This window comes from Pseudomonas moorei (genome assembly GCF_008801475.1).
Classification (GTDB): Bacteria; Pseudomonadota; Gammaproteobacteria; order Pseudomonadales; family Pseudomonadaceae; genus Aquipseudomonas; species Aquipseudomonas moorei.
The window spans coordinates 1-18733 of record NZ_VZPP01000024.1 but is presented as its reverse complement, the minus strand read 5'-3'; the positions used below and the strand labels follow the sequence as shown (position 1 = coordinate 18733).

Sequence of the window (18733 nt, the reverse complement as noted above, 5' to 3'; positions counted from 1 at the left end):
TCTGTCAGCGAATTACTGGCGGCTCAGTTCTTCGCTTTTGCGATATACAGTCGCGAGAGTACCAAATGGGTTTTCCCATCGATCCCCAAGAGCGCGGGGCACCAAGGTATGGGCTACCTTGACCGTCGAGAGATAACGGCGCTCGGTAGGTTCCTTGTCACCCCACTTGTGCGTTATCGCTTTGAACGCGACTTGATATTCATCGCCTACCTTGTTCATCCGATATGGCTGGGCTTCAATCCAATCATTTTCGCCGAGCGTCACATAGGGGTTCTGCAAGTTTTCCGGGCTGATAAGTTCTTCATATTCCCGAGCAACTTGTTGGATCTGATAGGTGTGGCAGGTATCAGACAGCTGCTGTTTACGCTTGGGATCAAACGTCTCGCAGGCGCGGATCATGTCGAACATGACTTTTTCGATGATCGCCTGCTCCTGGTCTACGTTATCGTTGGTGATAACCCGCTGTTTCAGAACCTCCCCGTCAGCCCCCAGCACCGTCACGACCGGGATGTAAGTCTTCGAGTTGGCCAGGCTGGCCACGGCGAAGCCAAGGCCGAGGATTGCAGCTGCCTGAACACCCTGGAAGAACAGCGACCGGTTGCGCTCTTGGCGGGTTTTGTTGCCTTCGACTTCACGCTTGCGGCGTGCTTTCTCGGCCTTGTTGAAATCTTTGTCCATTATCGACGTACTCCAATCGAACGCAGCGCCATCAGTACCAGCGAGGATCCGCCTACAGTCGCACCGGATGACAAGGCCGCAGCCCAACCGCGCACCTGCAGCATGCAGATGATCATTACACCCTCGACAATAACCAGCTGGCCCCACTGCTGGGCAGTAATCAGGGCTGCATCGGTAATTGTCGCCGTTGCGGCAACTTCCTTGATTGCGTCACCGAATACGGAATACCCGAATCGAACGACCGCAATTGAAAGGATGTAGATCAATGAGAAGTTGAGCATCTTGCTAAACCAGTTCATTGCCCACTGTCGTACCGCGTCAAAGAAAATGAAACCAATCAATACCGGCATGATCGCCATGATGATCGCGGCGCCAAACTTGGCGATCAGCATGTTAAGGACCGCTGCGATGAACAGGATGCAGTTCAGTACAAACAAACCGGTACCCATCATGATCATCGCTACTTGCCGCCAGCTCACATTCATCAGCGTACTGGCCACTTTACCGATATCTACGTACAACGCGTCGAGCATGGAGTTGGTGCTTACACCGCCACTCATGATCTTTGCCGCGATACCTTCGGTCCAACCACCCCAGGCTTGATACAGGATCGTCCCGCCCTTCGACCAGTTCAGACAGGTGAACACCAGGGCGGTCAACATGGCTCGCTTGACGATATCCCAGCTTTTCACCGCCACATGCCCGTTGTACATCTGCAGGCCCAAGGCGACCCAATAGCCGACCGCCAAAGTCCAAACTAGCGGTTCAACCATGCTGGCCAGATTGGGGAAGACTTGACTTACGAACGCGGTGGTTACTTCGTCAGTCGCTCCAACCAGGCCTTGTAACGTCAGCTGCGCCATGGATTCCCGGCCCCGTATACGGTCTTGAAGTGGGAGATCACTTCGGGCGACCGGAAGTCCTCAGCACTCAAGGCAACTCCGGTTTGGGCCTTGATCTCCTGCGCGGTTTTGTCGATGCAGCCTTTCACCAGACCGCCGTTGTACGACGGGTTTTGCATATAGATCTCGGCAAAGCAGGTCCCAGGGAACCAGCCTGCTACATCGTCCTTGGTTGCTTTCAGCAAAGGATTTCCGGTTTGCACCTCGACTACCGGCGCCGCTTCGTCATCCGGTTCGGAGCTGAAATTGATGTTGGTGACGTTGACGTAGATGATCGACGCCACGGCAAAGCCGGCCACGCCCACGCAGATGATATTGGTCAGGGTGAAGAACTTACGCATTGCGGGACTCCTTGTGCTGGATGACGAATGGGGTGAAATCACAAGCGCATGGCGACTTGTCGATGGCGCCGCTGTTGGTCACACAACCCGAGGCAGCGGACACGAGCACCAGGACCAGCAGTAACTTACCGAGCTTGTAGGTCAGCCAGAGCGGCCCCCATGCCGGGAAGGTAATAACCTTGAGGATCAGCCAGAGGGCTTTCATAAGGGTTCTCCTTTCTCGCACGCGAGAATCAGTTTTCATCTTTCCAGCGGAAGAACTGCTCGTTCTGCGCTGTCGCTTGGTTTTCCTGGTTGGCCAGGTTCGCCTGCAGGTTCATGTTCAGGGCCTGCAGCTTCGACTGGGCCGAGGTCAACATGCCGTTCTCAGTGGCGATGCGGTTCTGCAGGTCGGCAGCATCCTTGGCGTTCGTTGTGAGATCGACTTGCGACGACAACGTGGCCAGGTTATTCAGGTGGACCTGCACTTCGCTGTACAGCGCATCGCCAGCGGAGAGAGCCGCCACGACCGAGTTGGAACTGAGCTGGTAGTCCTTTGCGCGGTTGCTGTCAGGTGCGGCGAACAGCTCTTGCGGCAGGGTGTTGATCAGCTGCTCGTAATAGCTCTGCTTGCTGCCGTAGGCCCCCGAGTTTTGCCGGGAAACCACTTCCTGCCAGGAGCCGGGGACGACCGATGCCGAGTTAATGGACTCGTTCAAGCCTATGGCGCCACGGCCATAGCTACCCTGCAGGTTGTTCAGAATGTTGGTCTGCGCCTCATACTGATCTTTGAGCGTTTTGTACTGCTCTTTGAGTTGCATGAGATTCTGCGAGAGGCCTGCCCAGGTACCGGCGTCACCCGTTGGTACTCCAGAGGCAATGGCCTGGCTCCCAATAGCCATCGACATAGCGACCGCCAAACCGAGTTTCTTAATAGTTGTCATCATCGAACCGCCTTCAAGTTATGGGTGTTTTTAGCCTTGGCTTCCTGCATGAATACAGGCACCCAGACCGCTGGATCGTCAGTGCCAAGGCGCTCGATGATCTGATCCATCAGGGCGACACCAACGTCATTCGAGGACAGGACCGGGATAAAGTCGGACAGGTCCTCATCAGGGTTATCCGACGAGAGATCGAAGCAGGCCCGCACCGATTCCCGGCCACGACGGATCAGGAACTTGTGTTCTTTCGGGTTGAGCTTGCGCAGCCATTCCCGCTCGGCCACCGTCAGGTTTTCATGGTCTTCATCTTTCACCTGGTCGCTGGCCAGGTAGATCTTGGTGACGGTCTGCTTATCGATGGAATCCGTTTCGCTGCGGAAATACTTGGCATCCGGCGTCACGAAGATAATCAGGCCGTTCTTACGGCGGATCTGCATGATGAAGTTGTCGATCTTCTTGCGCCAAAACTCGTTCTTGACCAGGTTCTGGCCTTCTTCCAATACCAAAATGAAGGGGCGACCATTCATGGCCTGCTCGATCCGATGCAGCGGGTAGCTCATCACGACGGGCAGCTCTGGACGGGCTTCGCCACCCTTGAGCAGTTCCATCATTTCAAAGCAGTAGTGCCGCGCCTGGGTAAAGTCGATGGAATCCTCCGCATTGTCGAACACACCGGCATTCGCGCCGATGACGCCTTTGGCGCCATGCCAGATGGCCATAACGTCGGCTAGATCGCCCTGCCCGTAGGTCCAGACCACATTGCGCAGACGGCGATCAGCGAGGGGCAGACCATAGTTCTCCTCCACCGCTGCCTTGAAGCGGGTAATGTCTTCGGCACTGGTCGGCGTCGAGGCGTAGCACTCGCGCATCTGCACTTGCCAGTCCACCAGGTACGCACGGTTTTCCGGCGTGTCAGGCAGCTTGAGCGGGTTCCAGCGCATGTTGCTGTGCGGGGAGAGCGTGGTGTGAACGCCGCCCATAGCCTTCATGAATACCTTGGCCCCAAAGCGGTTATCGAACCAGAACACCAGCGGTAGAGCCTTGTCTGCCTCGGAAATCAGCAGGGTCAGCAGCGTGGTTTTACCCATGCCGGTATCAGCCGCCATGCCCAAGTGGCCCGCTACCATGCCTTCCATTTCACGGTGAAAATTGAAGTTGTATTGCGTGAAGCTCTCCGTCTCAAAGGCGGTGATCGCAGGCCCCCACAGGTTGCCGTCACGACGGCCCCGGGCGTAGTTGTGCAAGGACGCAAAGCCGGCGAAGTTGCTGGACTTGATCTTGCCGCGTCGACCGATCAGCGCTTCTTTCTGGCCCGGCAGTTGCGACCAGAAGAAGGTTTCCAGGGCGAACCATTCACGCACTGGTTTGACCAGCATTTCAACGAAGCAACCTTCCACCAGACCAACCGCATGATCCAGGCGCTTGCGGTTGATCTCCCGGTTTGCCTCGGTAGTCATCGGCAGCGATGGCACATGCACGAAAATGGTCAGGTGATGCGCGCCATTGACCGCATTGCCACGGCGCAGGTCGCTGATCCCTTGTTTCAGTTCCTTCTGGTCGTCCTCGGAAATGTTGTGCTTGTCGTCAACGGTCATGCGGCGGGTTTCATCCAGCATTCCCTGCTCGGCCTCGATCCGGTTCTGGAACGTGAACGACTGGGTGATGATGAACTCCACCGGCTGCTGCAGGAACTTGTCGAGCATCCGCGACGGCGTACGGCGAGGCCACTCCCCCATGCTCAGCATCGCGCCAATTTTCGACTCGGTGCTGCCACGGATCTCGCACATATTGGCCAGTACGCGGAAATTCAGCCGTGCGTATGGCAGCGATTCGCGGATCAGCAGGTCCGACACCGGCACCTTTCGATCCTCAAGGTTGATCAGGTAGTTGAAGAAGCTGCTCAGTTCGCAGAATTCCTCACCCAGGAAGTCATGTACCAGGTCGGCGGGATAGATCTCATGGTCACCAACGTTCGCCTTGAAATCGTGCCATTGGAGCTGGAAGCGTTTCACCGCGTCGAAAGCCGTTTCACGGTCAATCCTGCCCATGCGCGGCTCAGGCAGACGTTGAACACGCAGACGGCGCGTGCCGTAATCAGCTAGGCTACGCAGCACCAGATTAGATGCCTTGTAAAGCGAGTCAGCCATTGCATCGAGTGATTCGGCTTCGTTCTTGGTGGCCTCGGTCCCGGTCAGCATCGCGATGGCGCGGTCCATCAAGCCAGGCATGCCAGCCCGAAAGCGCCTTCTCACCAGCGAAATGTAGATATCGTTGATGTAGAACCCACGGCTTTCATAGCGGGCGCGCAGCCGCTTGTTGAACTGCTGGGAGAACCAAGTTCCACCCATGCCGTCTGGAAAATCGGTCACCTTGCGGCGTACGAACGTGACATATACGGTCAGGTCACTGCTTGCGATGGTGCGGAACACGGTGTTGCGCTGCTGCTCGAAGCGCTTGATCTGCTCGGCTGAAAGCGAGTCGAACAAGAGGCCGTCCACCTTGATGACCTGCACCAGCGCTTCCTCGCTGGTGACAACGGTTTCGTCATCGTAATGAACGTCGTAAGGCACCATGGCGCTCACCAGCATTTCATCATCATCCAACGCCGCAGCCTCGGGATGCTGAACACCGAGCGAAAGATCCATGTTTCGCGTCAGTTTTTTGAATGCTTTATCAACGAGGCGCATAACTGCGATACCCCCAAAGTTTGCGTAACCGTGATGCTTTCAGATTACTTGCTGCCTGTAACACACCGAACAGATATACGTCTTTACTGCATATCCAATACGAAATGACAAACAACACTGGGATAAGCCCCAACGGGTACAGTGATCGAATCAACAGTGCTAACAGCACGGGTGCTATCAGACTTATAAGAATGCTCGACAGTGTGAATGGTCCGACCATGGAAGGTCGGGCCATTGCCAATACGAGCACTTCACCTTCTTCAAGGTCGTCGTACTCGGCCATCGCTTACCTCACTTCAGTGCGGTTTGCGCACCGGTTTTGATGGTATCGACCAGGTTGGGCGAGAAGAACACCAGGAACACACCAGCGACGGCCCAGCCGAATTGCCCCCACGACATACGGCCCGACTTGGCCTGGAAGCCGCAGAATGCGATGGCTGCGATGCCCAGGTAGTAGCCGATATCGAAGATGAGGAAGGACACGACGTCCTTGGCCAGGTTTTTCAGGCCGCTGAAATCCATTGCCGCATTGGCAATTTCAGGGAGAATTGCGAAGGAAATGAACGACCCCAACACTGCGAATTTGGTGGCCTTGGCCATCCAGTCATCGCGCATCATTGCTTTGTGCGATGGAGTCTTTTGCGAGAGAACTTGTTTCAAAGTTGCGTTGGCTTTGTCCTTGAGCCAAGTGCGCCAGGTTTGTTTGTCGTTAGTACCTACGTTTTGTCCAGAGTTGCGAGCAGAGAGTTGCATACCATTGCCTCTTTGATCATGACGGGGAACCCCCGTACGTTACGGTTATTGCCTTATTAGGATTGTTAGGGCAGGTATCCTTTATGAAGTCGATAGCAGTATCGGCATTCTTGAATAATCTGGTCTTCCCTAACGAGGTTACTACGGTGAAGCGTTGTCCCGTCGATGGACTCTCAATGATTAATTCCCATCTTCGACCGTCGCTTTCCTGGCGTTCATTTAAAAACACCCGGTAATCCGGCTGGGCGACGGCGAAAACCGCCAGATCTTTCTTTTCTAGGCTCTGCATCTCTTCCCCTGGGCAGCTCTTGGCTAAAGTCAGGGGCGATACTGGAGTCCTACTCGGTTTTGTTCTAGATCCCACCTCGCATTTCTTCCCTCTTTCGAGTTTTGATCCATGAAATCCGTGTTTCGTGATTTAAGATAGGCCTTTCATTTCACGAAATCAAGGTTTCGCTTCCAGAAATATCGGATCCATCACATTCGGCGACGAACGGCCAAGCCCCTGGCTGATGCCTGGTAAGGGTGTGATTTGATTAACACTTTGATTTGAAAGGGAAATGTCCATATTTCTGCATCTGCAATGCATTAGGTCGCCGGCTCCATGCCGGGTAACAAGGTGTGTCAGTGGCGATACACCACGCGCAGAAGACAGTAGAAAACGGAGTTTGCTCAAACTTCCCGACAAGCGGTCGGAACCCGCGTTTTAGAAGGGATGCGGGCGAGCAGCCGGGAGCCGCCCAAGCTGCCCACCCTGGCCAACAAGAACGGTGCGCAAGGAAACCAACCCGCACGACACATGCTGACGTGGGGCGCAGTGTAGCAAGCCAGGGTTTGCGATTCTCGCGTGCGAGAAATTCTCACGCGGATCCTGTGAGCCATATCAATTCCCGCATGCGAGAATTTCTAGTAAACCCTTTTTTGGGGTTGACTACGGGGTTTACTGATGTAAGCATGATCCCACTTTCAACCAACCGCTCCATCGGAGACAACAGGAAGGTCACCATGAAACGCACAGCCGTTGCGAACCAAAAGGGTGGCGTGGGCAAAACCACCTTGGAAGCCCACCTGGCCTGCTATGCAGCCGAGCAAGGTAAACGGGTGCTTGTCCTTGACCTGGACGAAAGCGACCTGTCGCAATTCTTCCCCCCCATAGAGGATGGCGACGATACGCCCTACCTCATGGCCAGTCAGCTTTTCACTGACGAACACGCCGGCTTCATCCCGCGCCAGGTAGCGCCCAACATCTGGCTGATCGAGGCCGACGTAGCGCTGCTGGATGTGGACGATATGGAGCTGGATGTTGTGACCAACCTCGGCAAGGCTCTGGACCGCTTTAATGACGAGTTCGACCTTTGCTTGATCGATACCCCGCCCAACCTGCAGCGCCGCATGATCGCCGCCCTGGCAGCATCAGATTCGGTTGTAACGCCCTTCAACATCAGTGCCTTCACCCTCGCACGCATGCCAAAGCTGATGGCCACTATCGAAACCGTGCAGGATCAGTACAACCCTGATCTGCGGTTTCTCGGTTTCCTGCCAAACCTGATCAATAGCCGCTCAACCGAAGAATTGGAGATCCTGCCGAGCCTTCGCGAGGAACACGGCGACGCCATGTTCAACGAACAAATCACCCACCGCCCCTGCATCAACAAATCTCTGGCAGCAGGCAATCCTGTGTGGCGTAAAGCTCGCAGCGGGAGTCAGCGGGATGCGGGAAAGGAAATGAAACGGGCCTGCGCGGCTGTACTCAGCAAGGTCTTTTCGGAGTGAGGATTAAGCCATGACGGAGAAGAAAAACTCATTTGGGCGGGCACTCGCCACCACCGCCAAGAAACTGTCCGACTTCCAGAAGCGCCCTGCCAACGAGGGCGGGCTCATTGAAAAGATCAGCCCTGGTGAAATCCAGTGCGTGAAGCAGATTCGGAGCCAAGATAACCCTGGTTTTTCTGAGGAATCGCTTCGGGAGCTGGCCGATGACATTCTGGTAAATGGCCAGATTGAACCCTGCGTATTGCGACCACACCCTAACCCGGAGTCTGGTTTCAAATATCTGATGGTTGCCGGAGAACGTCGCTACCGAGCTTGCATCATCGCCGGTGTTTTGGTCGAGGCAACGGTTAAAGATCTAACAGATGCCCAGGCCAAGCGCATTCAGCGTTCTGAGAACGTTCATAGCGAAAACCTGACCCAGCTGGAGCTTGCATTAGCCTTGCAGGAAGACAAGGACCGTCTGGGCACGCTGGACAAGGTTGCAGAGGAATGGTCAAAAGGCCTCAACTGGGTAGCTGAACGACTCGCCTACCTGGTCAACGTCACCAAAGATGGCGCAGGTCGTGAAGCAGTCGCCCGTGGCATCACTGCGGATATCTCTACCGTCAACGATATCAGCCGCCTCGACAAACTTGACCCGCAAGCCGCTGCGGATCTACTGGAGCGCGCAGAGGGCAATGAAGATCTGAACCTCCGCCAGGAGGTACGCACGACATTACGCAACACCAAAGCCCTCCGCGTGCATAACGGTGGATCCAAGAAAGGATCGGACAAAGTCGCTTCGACGAACTCGACCCAGCAAACCCTGCTCGATGATCAGTTAGGAAAACTGCGCGAGGCAAACACTGTGCTGTCGGCACAGGTTGAAACGCTCACCTCGGAAAACACCTACCTCAAAGCCGAGTTGGAGAAAGCCCGTGCGCAGCTGGCCGAGCACTGGAAAAACCCTGAATGACCGCCCGGCATCCTGACCAGGACCTGCGGATACCGCGAGAGGAATTCGAGCGGATCCGCACCAAGTCGAAAATGCACTCACGCAGCCTCGACGTAGCCTTCGAGATCCTGGTCGAAGGCAAGGGCCTTGTCGCGGTCGCCAATGCGCACGGTCTTACCAAGCAGCGCGCCTTGGCTATACGCGACAAGATCTATTCCAGCTACCTGACACAGACCCCGGAGGGCTGGCGGTGCGCGCAGATCTGCGCACCAGCCGAAATGATCGATCGCTTCGTGCTGGAGGCCGACGCCGAGCGCCTGCGGTACTGGCAGACCCATTCCATGACCACCAAGGACGTTGACCCATGACAACCTCAACCGATAAAGACCTCGCCCAGCTTCTGCAGCCACTGCAGGAAAGCTTGGCGGGGATCAACCGTTCGCTTCGGACGCTTGCCGATCTCAGGCTGCTAGAAACCTTTGGCCCTGAGCAACACGACCGGAAGAACTGGACGGAAAAGTTGAAGCAAGCCCATCAAAAGGATGACCAGGCCCTGTTTGACCTTCATCAGGCTGGCGATATGGGTCGCTACCCAGGCGGCTATGACCAGCTGGTGAAGGACCACGGCGAGGACGAAGCCAAGAAACTGTCCGAACCTATTATCCGTGCGCTTGAACACCGCAAAGTCACCTCGGCGGAGCTGAATGAACTGGAAGCCGCCCAACCTATTCTGTCGCGGTTGTTCCGGGAATTTTCAAAGCTGCAGGGCTGATCAATCCGCACCGGTCCCTGGAGTGACGAATTGAAACCCCACTTCCTGCGGTAATGGGGGAACCTGCACTAATGCTTGATTTGAATTCGTCACTTCGGGGACCGGGCAGGCGTCCGTCACAAATGGGTATACCTGAAATGGTACGGGTGCTCTTTGGCTGTAATACTCAGGCACCCTAATTAAAAAACGCCCATACTGATACAGTCAGTTGAATACACCCAAACTGATACGGTCGGGTTACCAGGTGGCCCCTCAAGTGTTCAAAAACCAGGTGGAATCCTAATGTTCATCCGCGCTTATCTGCGGGCTTCAACTGATGACCAAGATGCCAGCCGCGCCCGCGACTCACTGGAAACCTTCGTTTCGAGCTTCGGCCTGGCCATCGCCGCCAGCTACATGGAGAACGCCAGCGGTTCGCACGCCAACCGGCCAGAACTCATCCGCTTGCTGAAAGACGCCAAGCGAGGCGATGTGTTGCTGGTGGAGAGTATTGATCGACTATCGCGCATGGGTGATCAGGATTGGCGGGAACTCAAGGGCGCGATTGATCAGCGAGGTCTACGTATCGTCGCTATCGATCTGCCTACCAGTCACCAGGGCATGACCCTGCCCACCAACGATGAATTCACTGACCGGATGCTGTCGGCCATCAACTACATGATGATCGACATGATGGCGGCAATTGCCCGTAAGGATTATCAGCAGCGGCGGGAGCGGCAGAGTCAGGGCATCGTCAAAGCAAGAGCAGCAGGTGTGTACAAGGGCAGGCCAGTGGACGAGGAACTGCGCAAGCGGGTGCGTGAGCTACTGGGAGCAAACCTTGGGATCCGCGCCACCGCCAGGCATGCGAACTGTTCAACTACGACCGTGATGCGTATTCGTGATGAGCTGTCTGTCGAGCCGGGCGGGAATGGGTGACTAGCGCAGGCGCAGCCGGAGTCTGTCACCCATTCACGGCTGGCCGCCGCCGGCAGGCGACTTTGAGGACCTACAGCCAAGGCAAATTCAGCTGGGGTTAGGAGATCATAAGAAGGACGACTTACCGAGCCTTGTAATTCGCGGGCTCCAGAGCATTACCCCGCTCACAATGTGAACCACCCTCAGATCATGATCCATGAGCGACCATCGCTCACGATCTATGACCTACCCCTAGCTCATCATCTGTGAGCTAGGTTAGCTCACCCTATGAGCTACCCCCCCCTCATGAGCTACCCCTAGCTCATGTGTGAGAGATATCTCACAAGATTTGGAAGATATCGTGCACGGATGAGCTACCCATCGCTCACCAGATGAGCTAGGGTATGGCATGACAGATGAACGATATCGAACAAATTTGCTCGATATCGTTCACGCAACATCACTGTAGGAGGCCCAATGGCCAGTGACAATAACGAGATCCGCGCCTACGCGCAGCCTGCCCAGCGCGGTACTTGGGTACAGACTGAACGCGCTGGCCATGAAGCGTGGGCCGCGTTGACAGCACAGGCGCCCCGAGCTGCGCAGCTCATGCACATTCTGGTGCAGCACATGGATAAGCAGGGGGCGCTGATCATCAGCCAGGCCACGCTGGCCAAGCTGATGGATACTTCCGTCGCAACCACAAAACGCGCTATCGCCATTCTTACCAAGCACAACTGGATTCAGACCATCAGTGTCGGTGGCCAACGTGGAGGCACGCTGGCCTATGTCGTGAACAGTCGAATTGCATGGGCCGATAAACGAGACAACCTGCAGTTCGCCCTTTTCAATGCACGGGTTTTGGTATCGACAGAAGACCAGGCCGACTTGGGCGACGCAAAGCTCAAGCAGTTGCCGACGATGGCGGACGGAGACATTCAGCTGCCAGCAGGCCCTGGCATGGATCCACCCGCCCAGGAATCGCTCGAAGGCTTGCTGCCCGATATGCCTTCGATTCCACACAACAGCTAACGCCAACCTCATTTCAGGGAGATATCCGATGCCACAGCCAAGCAACAGGACGTTTGAAGAACAGGAACTACACGCCAAGGCGCAGTGCTACGACTGGAACAGTGACTACCCGAAAGGTGCCTTGGTCAGCTACGAGGAACTGCTCGGCCAAGGGGAAACACACCGCGCCGAGACGCGAGGTAAGGCGTGGGTCATGTGTGGCCAGGCTGTGATCTTTGTTGACGGCCTGTCAGGGGCTGTTTCCCTCGATCATTGCACTGTGATCCAGGCCCTAGACGCGAATCGGGTGCAGGTGACAGGAGAGGTTGAAAATGTCGGATGAACGCTATGCACGCTTGCAGCAATCCCTGATCGATTCAGCAAAGCAGCACCTGGTCGACTTGACCGGCGCGTTGGCGTTGCCTATCGGCTCGGACCGCGACGAGGGGATTTCGTCGGCGTGGTGGCAATTGACTGGGCTCACCCAGCTGGTCCACTTCAACAGTGGTCTGGACGAGGCGACCATTCAAGAGCTGCGGGCCATTGATCAGCTGGCGATCAAAGCCACGACCAAGCCGGTCGACCAGGCGCTGGTGGCCAGTGAAGCAGATGGCGAGATTGCGGCCGCGTTGGCTGACCCCACCGCCTCCCACTGGTTTAAGCAAAGTCTGCAGCAGGCATTGCCGCGTGATCCAGTGGATGCGGTCAATGACGCTGAATGGCTTTTTGAACTGTTGAACAAGCGCTGCGTGGCGCAGCTGCAGGACGTAGCAGAGGCGCAGCCGATGAACATGGAATTTCGCAAAGCGGATGGTAGTACAACGCAGATCGACATTACCTAGGCTTCGCCTGTCATCGAGCTGGGCTGCTTCAAAGTTTGACTGGACGCCAGAAAGACGAAACCCGCAGCACGGCAATGCTTGCGGGTTTCTAGGTTTTTGCGAAGGAGCAAAAATCCACGCGCTCATTGTACATCGAGCGCAGGAGATTTCACAGCGACACGGAGGAAGCAGCTATGGCCGATCAACGGTACGCGGTAAGCATCGGGTTTGGGGAGAACGTTAATCAGTATTCCGAGGCCTATCAGACCCAGCCGGGATATGCGCTGCAGTGGAAAGGGGTACTGCAGAAGGCTCACCGCGTAGGCCTGGTCCGCTGCCTGTGCCCGGGAAAGGGCACTAGACGCTTGGCCGTACGGCACAGGTCGGACAGTGATTCGTTTCACCTCTCGCGTTATCCCCATACCGGCGCCGAGCATGCCCTTGATTGCCTGTACTACTCGCCGGACCCCGACAAGTCGGGGTTAGGCGGCTACAGCAAAGGCGTGGTCGAAGAAACTAAGGACGGTGACCTCAAGGTCAAGCTCACCCTCTCGCTGCGCAAGAAGGATCCTGCAGACGTTCAGCCGATGGAGGGCACATCCCCTACCCCTTCGGGTGGCAAGCCAACGAAGCCGGCCATGACATTGGGTGGCCTGTTGCACTTGCTCTGGAGCGAGGCCGGGCTTAACCACTGGGTGCCTGGCATGGCGGGCAAGCGTGGCCTCGGCCTGATTCACAGCCTTCTGCAGCAAGCTGCCGACCGCATGCTCGCTTCGCGGATGCGCATCGGTGATGCACTGGTCATTGCTACAAGTTCAGCAGTTGGCCAGCAGGCCAAAGCCAATAGTCAGAAGGTGACCAGCGCAATCAGGAACAACCGTCGCCTAATCGTCATCGCTCCGCTTGCAGCGTACTCGGAAGAACGCGAGCAGACGATGAGCCGCTACATCACCATCACCGGCTATCACGGAGTTCCGCGGCTGTTTACGGATACGGACACCTGGCAGCGCATCGCCAGGAGCTACACAGCCGAGTTGCGCGGGTGGCGTGAAGGACGCCGCGTAATAGCGATAGTCCAGACGGATCAACCCACCGCGCCCGGCAAAGCTCAGGCGCTCAACGTCGCGCTGATGGTCGTCAGTGATGAATGGATACCCGTTGAATCCGGCTATGAGGCCAAAATCGAGGCACTGTTGCGCGAGCAAGGACGGCGGTTCATCAAGCCGATGCGCTTCGATGCTGGGCAAGAGCAGGTGTTTCCCGATTTCTGGTTGATGGATATAGGCGCCGGCAGAGAGCTGCCGATGGAAGTCTATGGCCGTCACGATCCGAAGTACCTGGCTCGCAAACAGGCAAAATGTGCTTACTACACCCAACACTATGGACCTACCGGTTGGTGGTCATGGGATGCCAGCGCTGATCCGCGAGGCATGAATATTCCTCCATTTCCACCAATTCGACACCCCTAAGCAAGAGAAGGAGGCCGGTAATTGACAGTTAATTGGGAGCTGTACGACTCCAAGCTAGGCAAGCTCAAGGATGTTGAGCTGGCCCGCTTGATCGGCTCAACTCCGCACCGGATCCGCCGACGCCGGGAGCAGCTGGGAATCGCGCCTTGGTCAGTCGGCCAGAAGATCGAACCCTATAAGCACCTCTTGGGCTACACCACCGACAGGGCCATTGCCGCCCAGTGTGGCGTCAGCAGCAAGAGCGTCAAAGCCTATCGCGAGTCGTTGGGAATCTTGCCAGTGTTTCGACCTGTCCCACGCAAACAAGCGCTGCCTTTGAACCATGATTTGCGGCCCTACAAGCCGCTCTTTGGTTTTGTGAGTGACCAGGAGATTGCCCAGTTGGCCGGTGCTGATCTTGCTGTCGTGCAGGATATTCGCGAGGCACTGGGTTTTGAGCCTGTGCCGCCAGTGCCAGGCAGTAGCCCCCCACAGCTGATTGCGGATTATCACGGGCCCTTGCTGGGCTACGAATCGCTGCTCAGCACAATGACTCCGGCAAAGATCAGCCGACACGTGGGCGTGCCTTACTCAATCATTCTCCAGCGCTGTAAGGATTTGGGGATTCAGCCTTTTACGCGAGTATCCGTGGCCTCCCGCTATGACCATTTGTTGGGGAAGGTGCCCGATGCGTTGGTGGCCAGGCTTGCCGGCGTATCGCGAGCGAGCATCGGCGCCCGTCGCCAGCGGCTTGGGATTGCTTCCGCCACACGGTGATTCTCGCACGCGAGAATTACCGGCATTGCACCTTCCACAGCTGGTCCCAGCTGGTCATGTAACTGGGGCTCAGCAGTGCACGACGCATGCCCCAGTCAGGGGTCAGTGGCACCGCTGCAGTTCGCAGGCAGTCATGCCCCCATCGCCGGTTGATCTTGTCCATCGTGGCCATGAGCGCGTCGGAGCGCTCAGGCTGGCTCGGGCTGAACAAATCTTGCGTGTACTCCCCGCGCTTGCGCAGATCCAACAGCAGCACCTCGGCTTTGCTGTACGCGAAGCCTGGCCGGTAGATCTGCTCTGCAGCCTGCAGGGCGTATTTGGTCAGCTGGCGTACGTCGTCTGTTGGATAGGCAGGTATGCACGTGGCGGCGTTGGCGTATTTCGGACCATCCCCGTGAAACGAGGTCTGAATGCCGATGCGCATGGCACCGCACAGCGAGCGCTGCAGGCGCAGCTTCTCCGCTGCGCGGTGAATGTACGTCGCCAATGCTTCTTGCAGGCCCTGGAGCGTGTGAACACGCTGGCCGAACATTTTGCTAGAGCAGATCGTTTGCTTTGGCGCTACCGTCTGCTCCAGGTCCATGCAGGATTCACCCTGCAGCTCCCGTATCGTACGTTCCAGTACGACGCTGTATTTGCGGCCCATTGCCCGCGCATCCGCTTGCGACAGCTCCCATGCCGTGGTGATCCCGTCGCGGGCCAGGTTGTCACGCATGCGACTGCCGATGCCCCATACCTCATCGACCGGCATTCGCCGGAGCAGCCATTCGACTGCATCCGGCTTGCGGAGGTCGACCACCCCTCCTGTCTTCTCCCGCCATACCTTCGATGCGTGCTGCGCTGCCTTTGCCAATGTTTTCGTGTGACCTATGCCGACACCAACCGGAAGCGCTGTCCACTGCAGCACGCGGGCTTGTATCGCACGGCCAACATCGATGATCGGTTCGGGCAGGCCATCGAGCTTCACGAACAGTTCATCGATGGAATATCGCTCCCACTCAGGGACCAGGGAGGCGATGGCCACACCTACGCGGTGGCTCAATTCCCCGTACAAGGTGTAGTTGCTGCTGAACACCGCTACGCCGTTTTGCTCCAGGAAATTCCGCACCTTGAAGTAGGGGTCGCCCATCTTCAAGCCGAGGGCTTTTGCTTCGTTCGTACGGGCCACAATGCAACCATCCGAATTCGAAAGAACGACGACAGGGCGGTGCCTCAACTCAGGCCGGAAGATGCGTTCGCAGCTGCAGTAGAACGAGTTGACATCCACCAACCCAAAAATCGGTCGAGGGTCTTTAGAACACATGCTTGGTCAAGTCCCACGTGACCACGCCAAATACGTCGACCGATGCGTATTCGTCGGGGGTGATGGTCTTGTAGGCAGGGTTGGCCGACTCAAGAAGCCAACCATCACCAGGCGCCTTGGCCAGCCGCTTAACGAGAGGCTGGTTATCGACATACGCCAGCACGATCTGGCCAGAGCAAGGGGTGATTGAGCGATCTACGATCAGCACCCCGCCGTCGAAGATCCCGGCGTCACGCATGCTCTCGCCTTCCACGCGCACGATGAAGACGTGCGCCGCTCGGATGTTCAACAACTCATCCAGGGAGATCGGTGGCTCGTAATAGTCCGCAGCGGGGCTTGGAAACCCTCCTGCAGCTGATCCGGCGAGGACAGCGAGTACCTGGCGGGAGTCTCGGAGCGGCTGGATTGATACAACGTTCATGGGGCACCGGTTAATACTGTTTGCATATACAGTAATGCACGCCGTACGACACGGCTAGAGCCGCCTGGACAAAAGGAGGATCTTTCCGCTTGCCGGATGATCCACAGCTTATGGAGTGCCACTGAGGCGCGTGCATTATGGCCGTCAAGAAAAGCCAGCTCCCTGCCCGTATCCAACCGCAATTGGTGGCCTTGCTCACGCGGCCCCCAGCCGGGGAATGGGCCTACGAGATAAAATTCGACGGGTACCGCATGTTCGCCCGCATCGATGCCGGCGTGGGCCTGTTCACCAAAAACGGCTATGACTGGACAGCTCGGATGCCACGACTCGCCCAGGACTTGCGGTCACTACCGATCAGGGGAGCCTGGCTCGATGGCGAGGTGATCGTGCAGGACGTGGAGGACCGGCCAGCGTTTCAGGCCCTGCAGGAAGCGTTCGCAACCGGGCGCACCGACCATCTGGTCTATTTCGCCTTCGACCTTTTGTTCATCGAGAACGTGGACCTCCGCTCGCGCCCGGTCGAGGAAAGGCGAGAGCTGTTGCGTGTCCTGCTGGAGCAGGTCGACCTGGATCAGGTGCGCTATTCGGATACCCTCGATGCAGACCCGTCCAGTCTGCTGGCCAGCGCTTGCGCGCTCGGCATCGAGGGCATCGTCGGCAAACGGCTGGGCAGCGTCTACGCCGGCGAGCGCGACGGTTCATGGATCAAACTCAAGTGCGTACAGCGACAGGAGTTCATCATCCTGGGCTTCACTCGCAGCTCAGCAGGCATCGGGTCGCTGCTGATCGGCCTGCATAATGACGCCGGCCAGCTGCAGTACGCCGGTCGTGTCAGATCCGGTTTCACTCGGCGCGAGCTGGATAGGCTCAAGGAACGGCTACGCCCATTGGTGCGGACTACGCCGGCAATGGAGGCGCCGCCAAAACTCAGCGGCGCCGTGGTGTGGGCAGAGCCAGTGCTGGTGTGCGAAGTGAAATTCGCTGAACTGACACCTGCAGGCAAGGTGCGCCATGCGGTTTACATTGCGCTACGCGAGGATAAGCCCGCCTCCGCAATCAGCCTGGAAAGTGACACCGACCCTGTTTGACCCACGGCCCATGTGGGCCGGGAGGCGAGCGTGTATGAGGTGCATATCGATGCCGAGTCATGCGTCATCCAATGCGAGATCCTGGATGTGATCGAGGCCGAACCTAACCCAGGACTCTGGACGAGCGACTGGGATGCGCAAGGCTACCGCGAGCTGGAATTCCGGGTGATATCCGGTGTGGCGTACGACACAGAAGGGCATCCCAGTGATTTAGGGCGCAACGGCTGCGCCGAGCTGGTGGACAGGTACGCCGAGTTCATCGAGGACGAGCTTTGGATGCAGCTGGACGGCGAACGGGGAGGGTAGGAGCAAAAGAAAACCCGCGTTAGCCGAAGCCGCAGCGGGTTTTCTCCGTCAGTCAGGTGTTAGCCGTTCCAACTATCGCGAATCAGCTCTACCAGGAATTTTGCAATCACCTGGATAGAGAGATCCTTCAGGTACTTTTTCATACCAAGGCTCCCGAGTAAGGGCCTTTGTCCCTATCAGCGCTTTTCCGGAACACATGGCGCCGACAAGAGCATGGTCAGATGATCTTTGCGAGACGCGGGCAGGGCTGGTGTTAACCAGGGATCAAATCCGCGCGGATTACTAGGCCCGCGTCCCCAGAAGTGAATCTTTAGACGGGAAGCACCCCACCCGGCGCACAGGTCACATCGACGAACGGATCTTACCTGCTTGGCTGTCGCAGTGCCATTACTGCAGGCGCAAATCTCTACTTTTCTCAAGGCGAAAAAAAACCGCCTTAGTAGGGCGGTTTTTTTCGGCATCGCGGTTAGTAGCCGCTTTGCCAGGTCTCGCAAAGATCATCTGACTGGGTTCATCTTCACAAAAGTTGACGTGCATGGCAACTCTTTTTTGAGCAACTCACCAGTAAATACTGGGCAAAACGTGTCAGTGCGTGCCCCCTTCGGGGGGCGGCTGTCGTGAACCAAGCCCTGGCCAAAAGCACGCCAGGTCTTGGCCCTTCGGGCTTCCATCCTCACGCCTCCGGCCTGCGCCTGCGCGCTCCGCTTGCCGGTCGTTGCAGGGCAACCACTGCGGCTAGCTCAGCAACCATCGGCAGGAAGCGGACGCCCCAATGGCCTATCCGCCACCAGGCCTTGCCTGCAAGGGGCTTTCGCGGCATATCCTTGTTCGCTGCGCTCTCTGCGGTATTCCACGACCCCTTGCACGCGGCCTGGCTCTGGATAGTCCGGGCTTACCGCGT

22 protein-coding genes are annotated in these 18733 nt (G+C 57.1%); 12 read left to right on the top strand and 10 right to left on the bottom strand.

Annotated elements, in window-relative coordinates:
- Positions 1-12: 12 nt before the first annotated feature.
- The 8 genes from F7R06_RS29205 to F7R06_RS29170 are packed head-to-tail and all read right to left on the bottom strand — an operon-like array spanning position 13 to position 6281.
- Positions 13-678 (bottom strand): VirB8 family type IV secretion system protein, encoded by a 666-nt coding sequence (locus tag F7R06_RS29205; protein ID WP_062378604.1) that lies wholly within the window; start codon positions 676-678, stop codon positions 13-15.
- Positions 678-1541, bottom strand: coding sequence for a TrbL/VirB6 family protein (locus F7R06_RS29200; protein ID WP_011005962.1), 864 nt, complete (start codon positions 1539-1541; stop codon positions 678-680). The genes F7R06_RS29205 and F7R06_RS29200 overlap by 1 nt, the downstream gene beginning before the upstream one ends.
- Positions 1529-1921, bottom strand: a complete 393-nt coding sequence (locus tag F7R06_RS29195) for a hypothetical protein (protein WP_011005963.1) — start codon at positions 1919-1921, stop codon at positions 1529-1531. Before F7R06_RS29195 ends, F7R06_RS29200 begins: the two co-directional genes overlap by 13 nt.
- On the bottom strand, positions 1914-2126 hold the full coding sequence (locus F7R06_RS29190) for a hypothetical protein (protein ID WP_011005964.1): 213 nt from the start codon (positions 2124-2126) through the stop codon (positions 1914-1916). Before F7R06_RS29190 ends, F7R06_RS29195 begins: the two co-directional genes overlap by 8 nt.
- Before the next feature lie 28 nt (positions 2127-2154).
- Positions 2155-2847 (bottom strand): TrbJ/VirB5 family protein, encoded by a 693-nt coding sequence (locus F7R06_RS29185; protein ID WP_062378606.1) that lies wholly within the window; start codon positions 2845-2847, stop codon positions 2155-2157.
- Complete coding sequence (locus F7R06_RS29180; protein WP_082060712.1) at positions 2844-5486, bottom strand: VirB4 family type IV secretion/conjugal transfer ATPase; 2643 nt, start codon at positions 5484-5486, stop codon at positions 2844-2846. The genes F7R06_RS29185 and F7R06_RS29180 overlap by 4 nt, the downstream gene beginning before the upstream one ends.
- A gap of 28 nt (positions 5487-5514) precedes the next feature.
- Entirely contained in the window at positions 5515-5811 is a 297-nt protein-coding gene (locus F7R06_RS31635; protein ID WP_011005967.1) for a VirB3 family type IV secretion system protein, read from the bottom strand.
- 8 nt (positions 5812-5819) lie between these two features.
- A complete protein-coding gene (locus tag F7R06_RS29170) occupies positions 5820-6281 on the bottom strand; it encodes a TrbC/VirB2 family protein (RefSeq protein WP_011005968.1) in 462 nt (153 codons plus the stop codon).
- Positions 6282-7286: 1005 nt separating this feature from the next.
- Here F7R06_RS29170 and F7R06_RS29165 point away from each other — a divergent pair.
- The 10 genes from F7R06_RS29165 (at position 7287) to F7R06_RS29120 (ending at position 14714) form a co-directional block, all read left to right on the top strand.
- Positions 7287-8054 carry a ParA family protein gene (locus F7R06_RS29165; protein WP_062378610.1) on the top strand — a complete coding sequence of 256 codons (768 nt, stop codon included), beginning with the start codon at positions 7287-7289 and terminating at the stop codon, positions 8052-8054.
- Positions 8055-8064: 10 nt separating this feature from the next.
- Entirely contained in the window at positions 8065-9009 is a 945-nt protein-coding gene (locus F7R06_RS29160; protein ID WP_011005971.1) for a ParB/RepB/Spo0J family partition protein, read from the top strand.
- A complete protein-coding gene (locus F7R06_RS29155; protein WP_011005972.1) occupies positions 9006-9356 on the top strand; it encodes a TrfB-related DNA-binding protein in 351 nt (116 codons plus the stop codon). Before F7R06_RS29160 ends, F7R06_RS29155 begins: the two co-directional genes overlap by 4 nt.
- Complete coding sequence (locus tag F7R06_RS29150) at positions 9353-9760, top strand: hypothetical protein (RefSeq protein ID WP_011005846.1); 408 nt, start codon at positions 9353-9355, stop codon at positions 9758-9760. Before F7R06_RS29155 ends, F7R06_RS29150 begins: the two co-directional genes overlap by 4 nt.
- A gap of 282 nt (positions 9761-10042) precedes the next feature.
- Positions 10043-10678, top strand: coding sequence for a recombinase family protein (locus F7R06_RS29145; protein ID WP_011005847.1), 636 nt, complete (start codon positions 10043-10045; stop codon positions 10676-10678).
- A 456-nt stretch (positions 10679-11134) separates the two neighbouring features.
- Complete coding sequence (locus F7R06_RS29140; RefSeq protein WP_062378612.1) at positions 11135-11689, top strand: helix-turn-helix domain-containing protein; 555 nt, start codon at positions 11135-11137, stop codon at positions 11687-11689.
- Positions 11690-11717: 28 nt separating this feature from the next.
- Positions 11718-12011, top strand: coding sequence for a hypothetical protein (locus F7R06_RS29135; RefSeq protein ID WP_011005849.1), 294 nt, complete (start codon positions 11718-11720; stop codon positions 12009-12011).
- Positions 12001-12510: a hypothetical protein gene (locus tag F7R06_RS29130; RefSeq protein ID WP_011005850.1), complete on the top strand. Its 510-nt coding sequence runs from the start codon at positions 12001-12003 to the stop codon at positions 12508-12510. Before F7R06_RS29135 ends, F7R06_RS29130 begins: the two co-directional genes overlap by 11 nt.
- Before the next feature lie 173 nt (positions 12511-12683).
- Complete coding sequence (locus F7R06_RS29125; RefSeq protein WP_011005851.1) at positions 12684-13958, top strand: DUF1173 family protein; 1275 nt, start codon at positions 12684-12686, stop codon at positions 13956-13958.
- 21 nt (positions 13959-13979) lie between these two features.
- Positions 13980-14714, top strand: coding sequence for a hypothetical protein (locus F7R06_RS29120; RefSeq protein WP_011005852.1), 735 nt, complete (start codon positions 13980-13982; stop codon positions 14712-14714).
- A gap of 16 nt (positions 14715-14730) precedes the next feature.
- On the opposite strand, the gene F7R06_RS29115 is transcribed toward F7R06_RS29120, so the two are convergent.
- Both F7R06_RS29115 and F7R06_RS29110 read right to left on the bottom strand, forming a co-directional pair.
- Positions 14731-16017, bottom strand: a complete 1287-nt coding sequence (locus F7R06_RS29115) for a Y-family DNA polymerase (protein WP_090315698.1) — start codon at positions 16015-16017, stop codon at positions 14731-14733.
- Complete coding sequence (locus tag F7R06_RS29110) at positions 16007-16438, bottom strand: LexA family protein (protein WP_011005854.1); 432 nt, start codon at positions 16436-16438, stop codon at positions 16007-16009. Before F7R06_RS29110 ends, F7R06_RS29115 begins: the two co-directional genes overlap by 11 nt.
- 137 nt (positions 16439-16575) lie before the next feature.
- Between F7R06_RS29110 and ligD the strand changes: the two genes are divergently transcribed.
- Both ligD and F7R06_RS29100 read left to right on the top strand, forming a co-directional pair.
- Entirely contained in the window at positions 16576-17526 is a 951-nt protein-coding gene (gene ligD, locus F7R06_RS29105; RefSeq protein ID WP_011005855.1) for a non-homologous end-joining DNA ligase, read from the top strand.
- 30 nt (positions 17527-17556) lie between these two features.
- Entirely contained in the window at positions 17557-17832 is a 276-nt protein-coding gene (locus tag F7R06_RS29100; RefSeq protein WP_011005856.1) for a hypothetical protein, read from the top strand.
- Positions 17833-18733 lie beyond the last annotated feature (901 nt).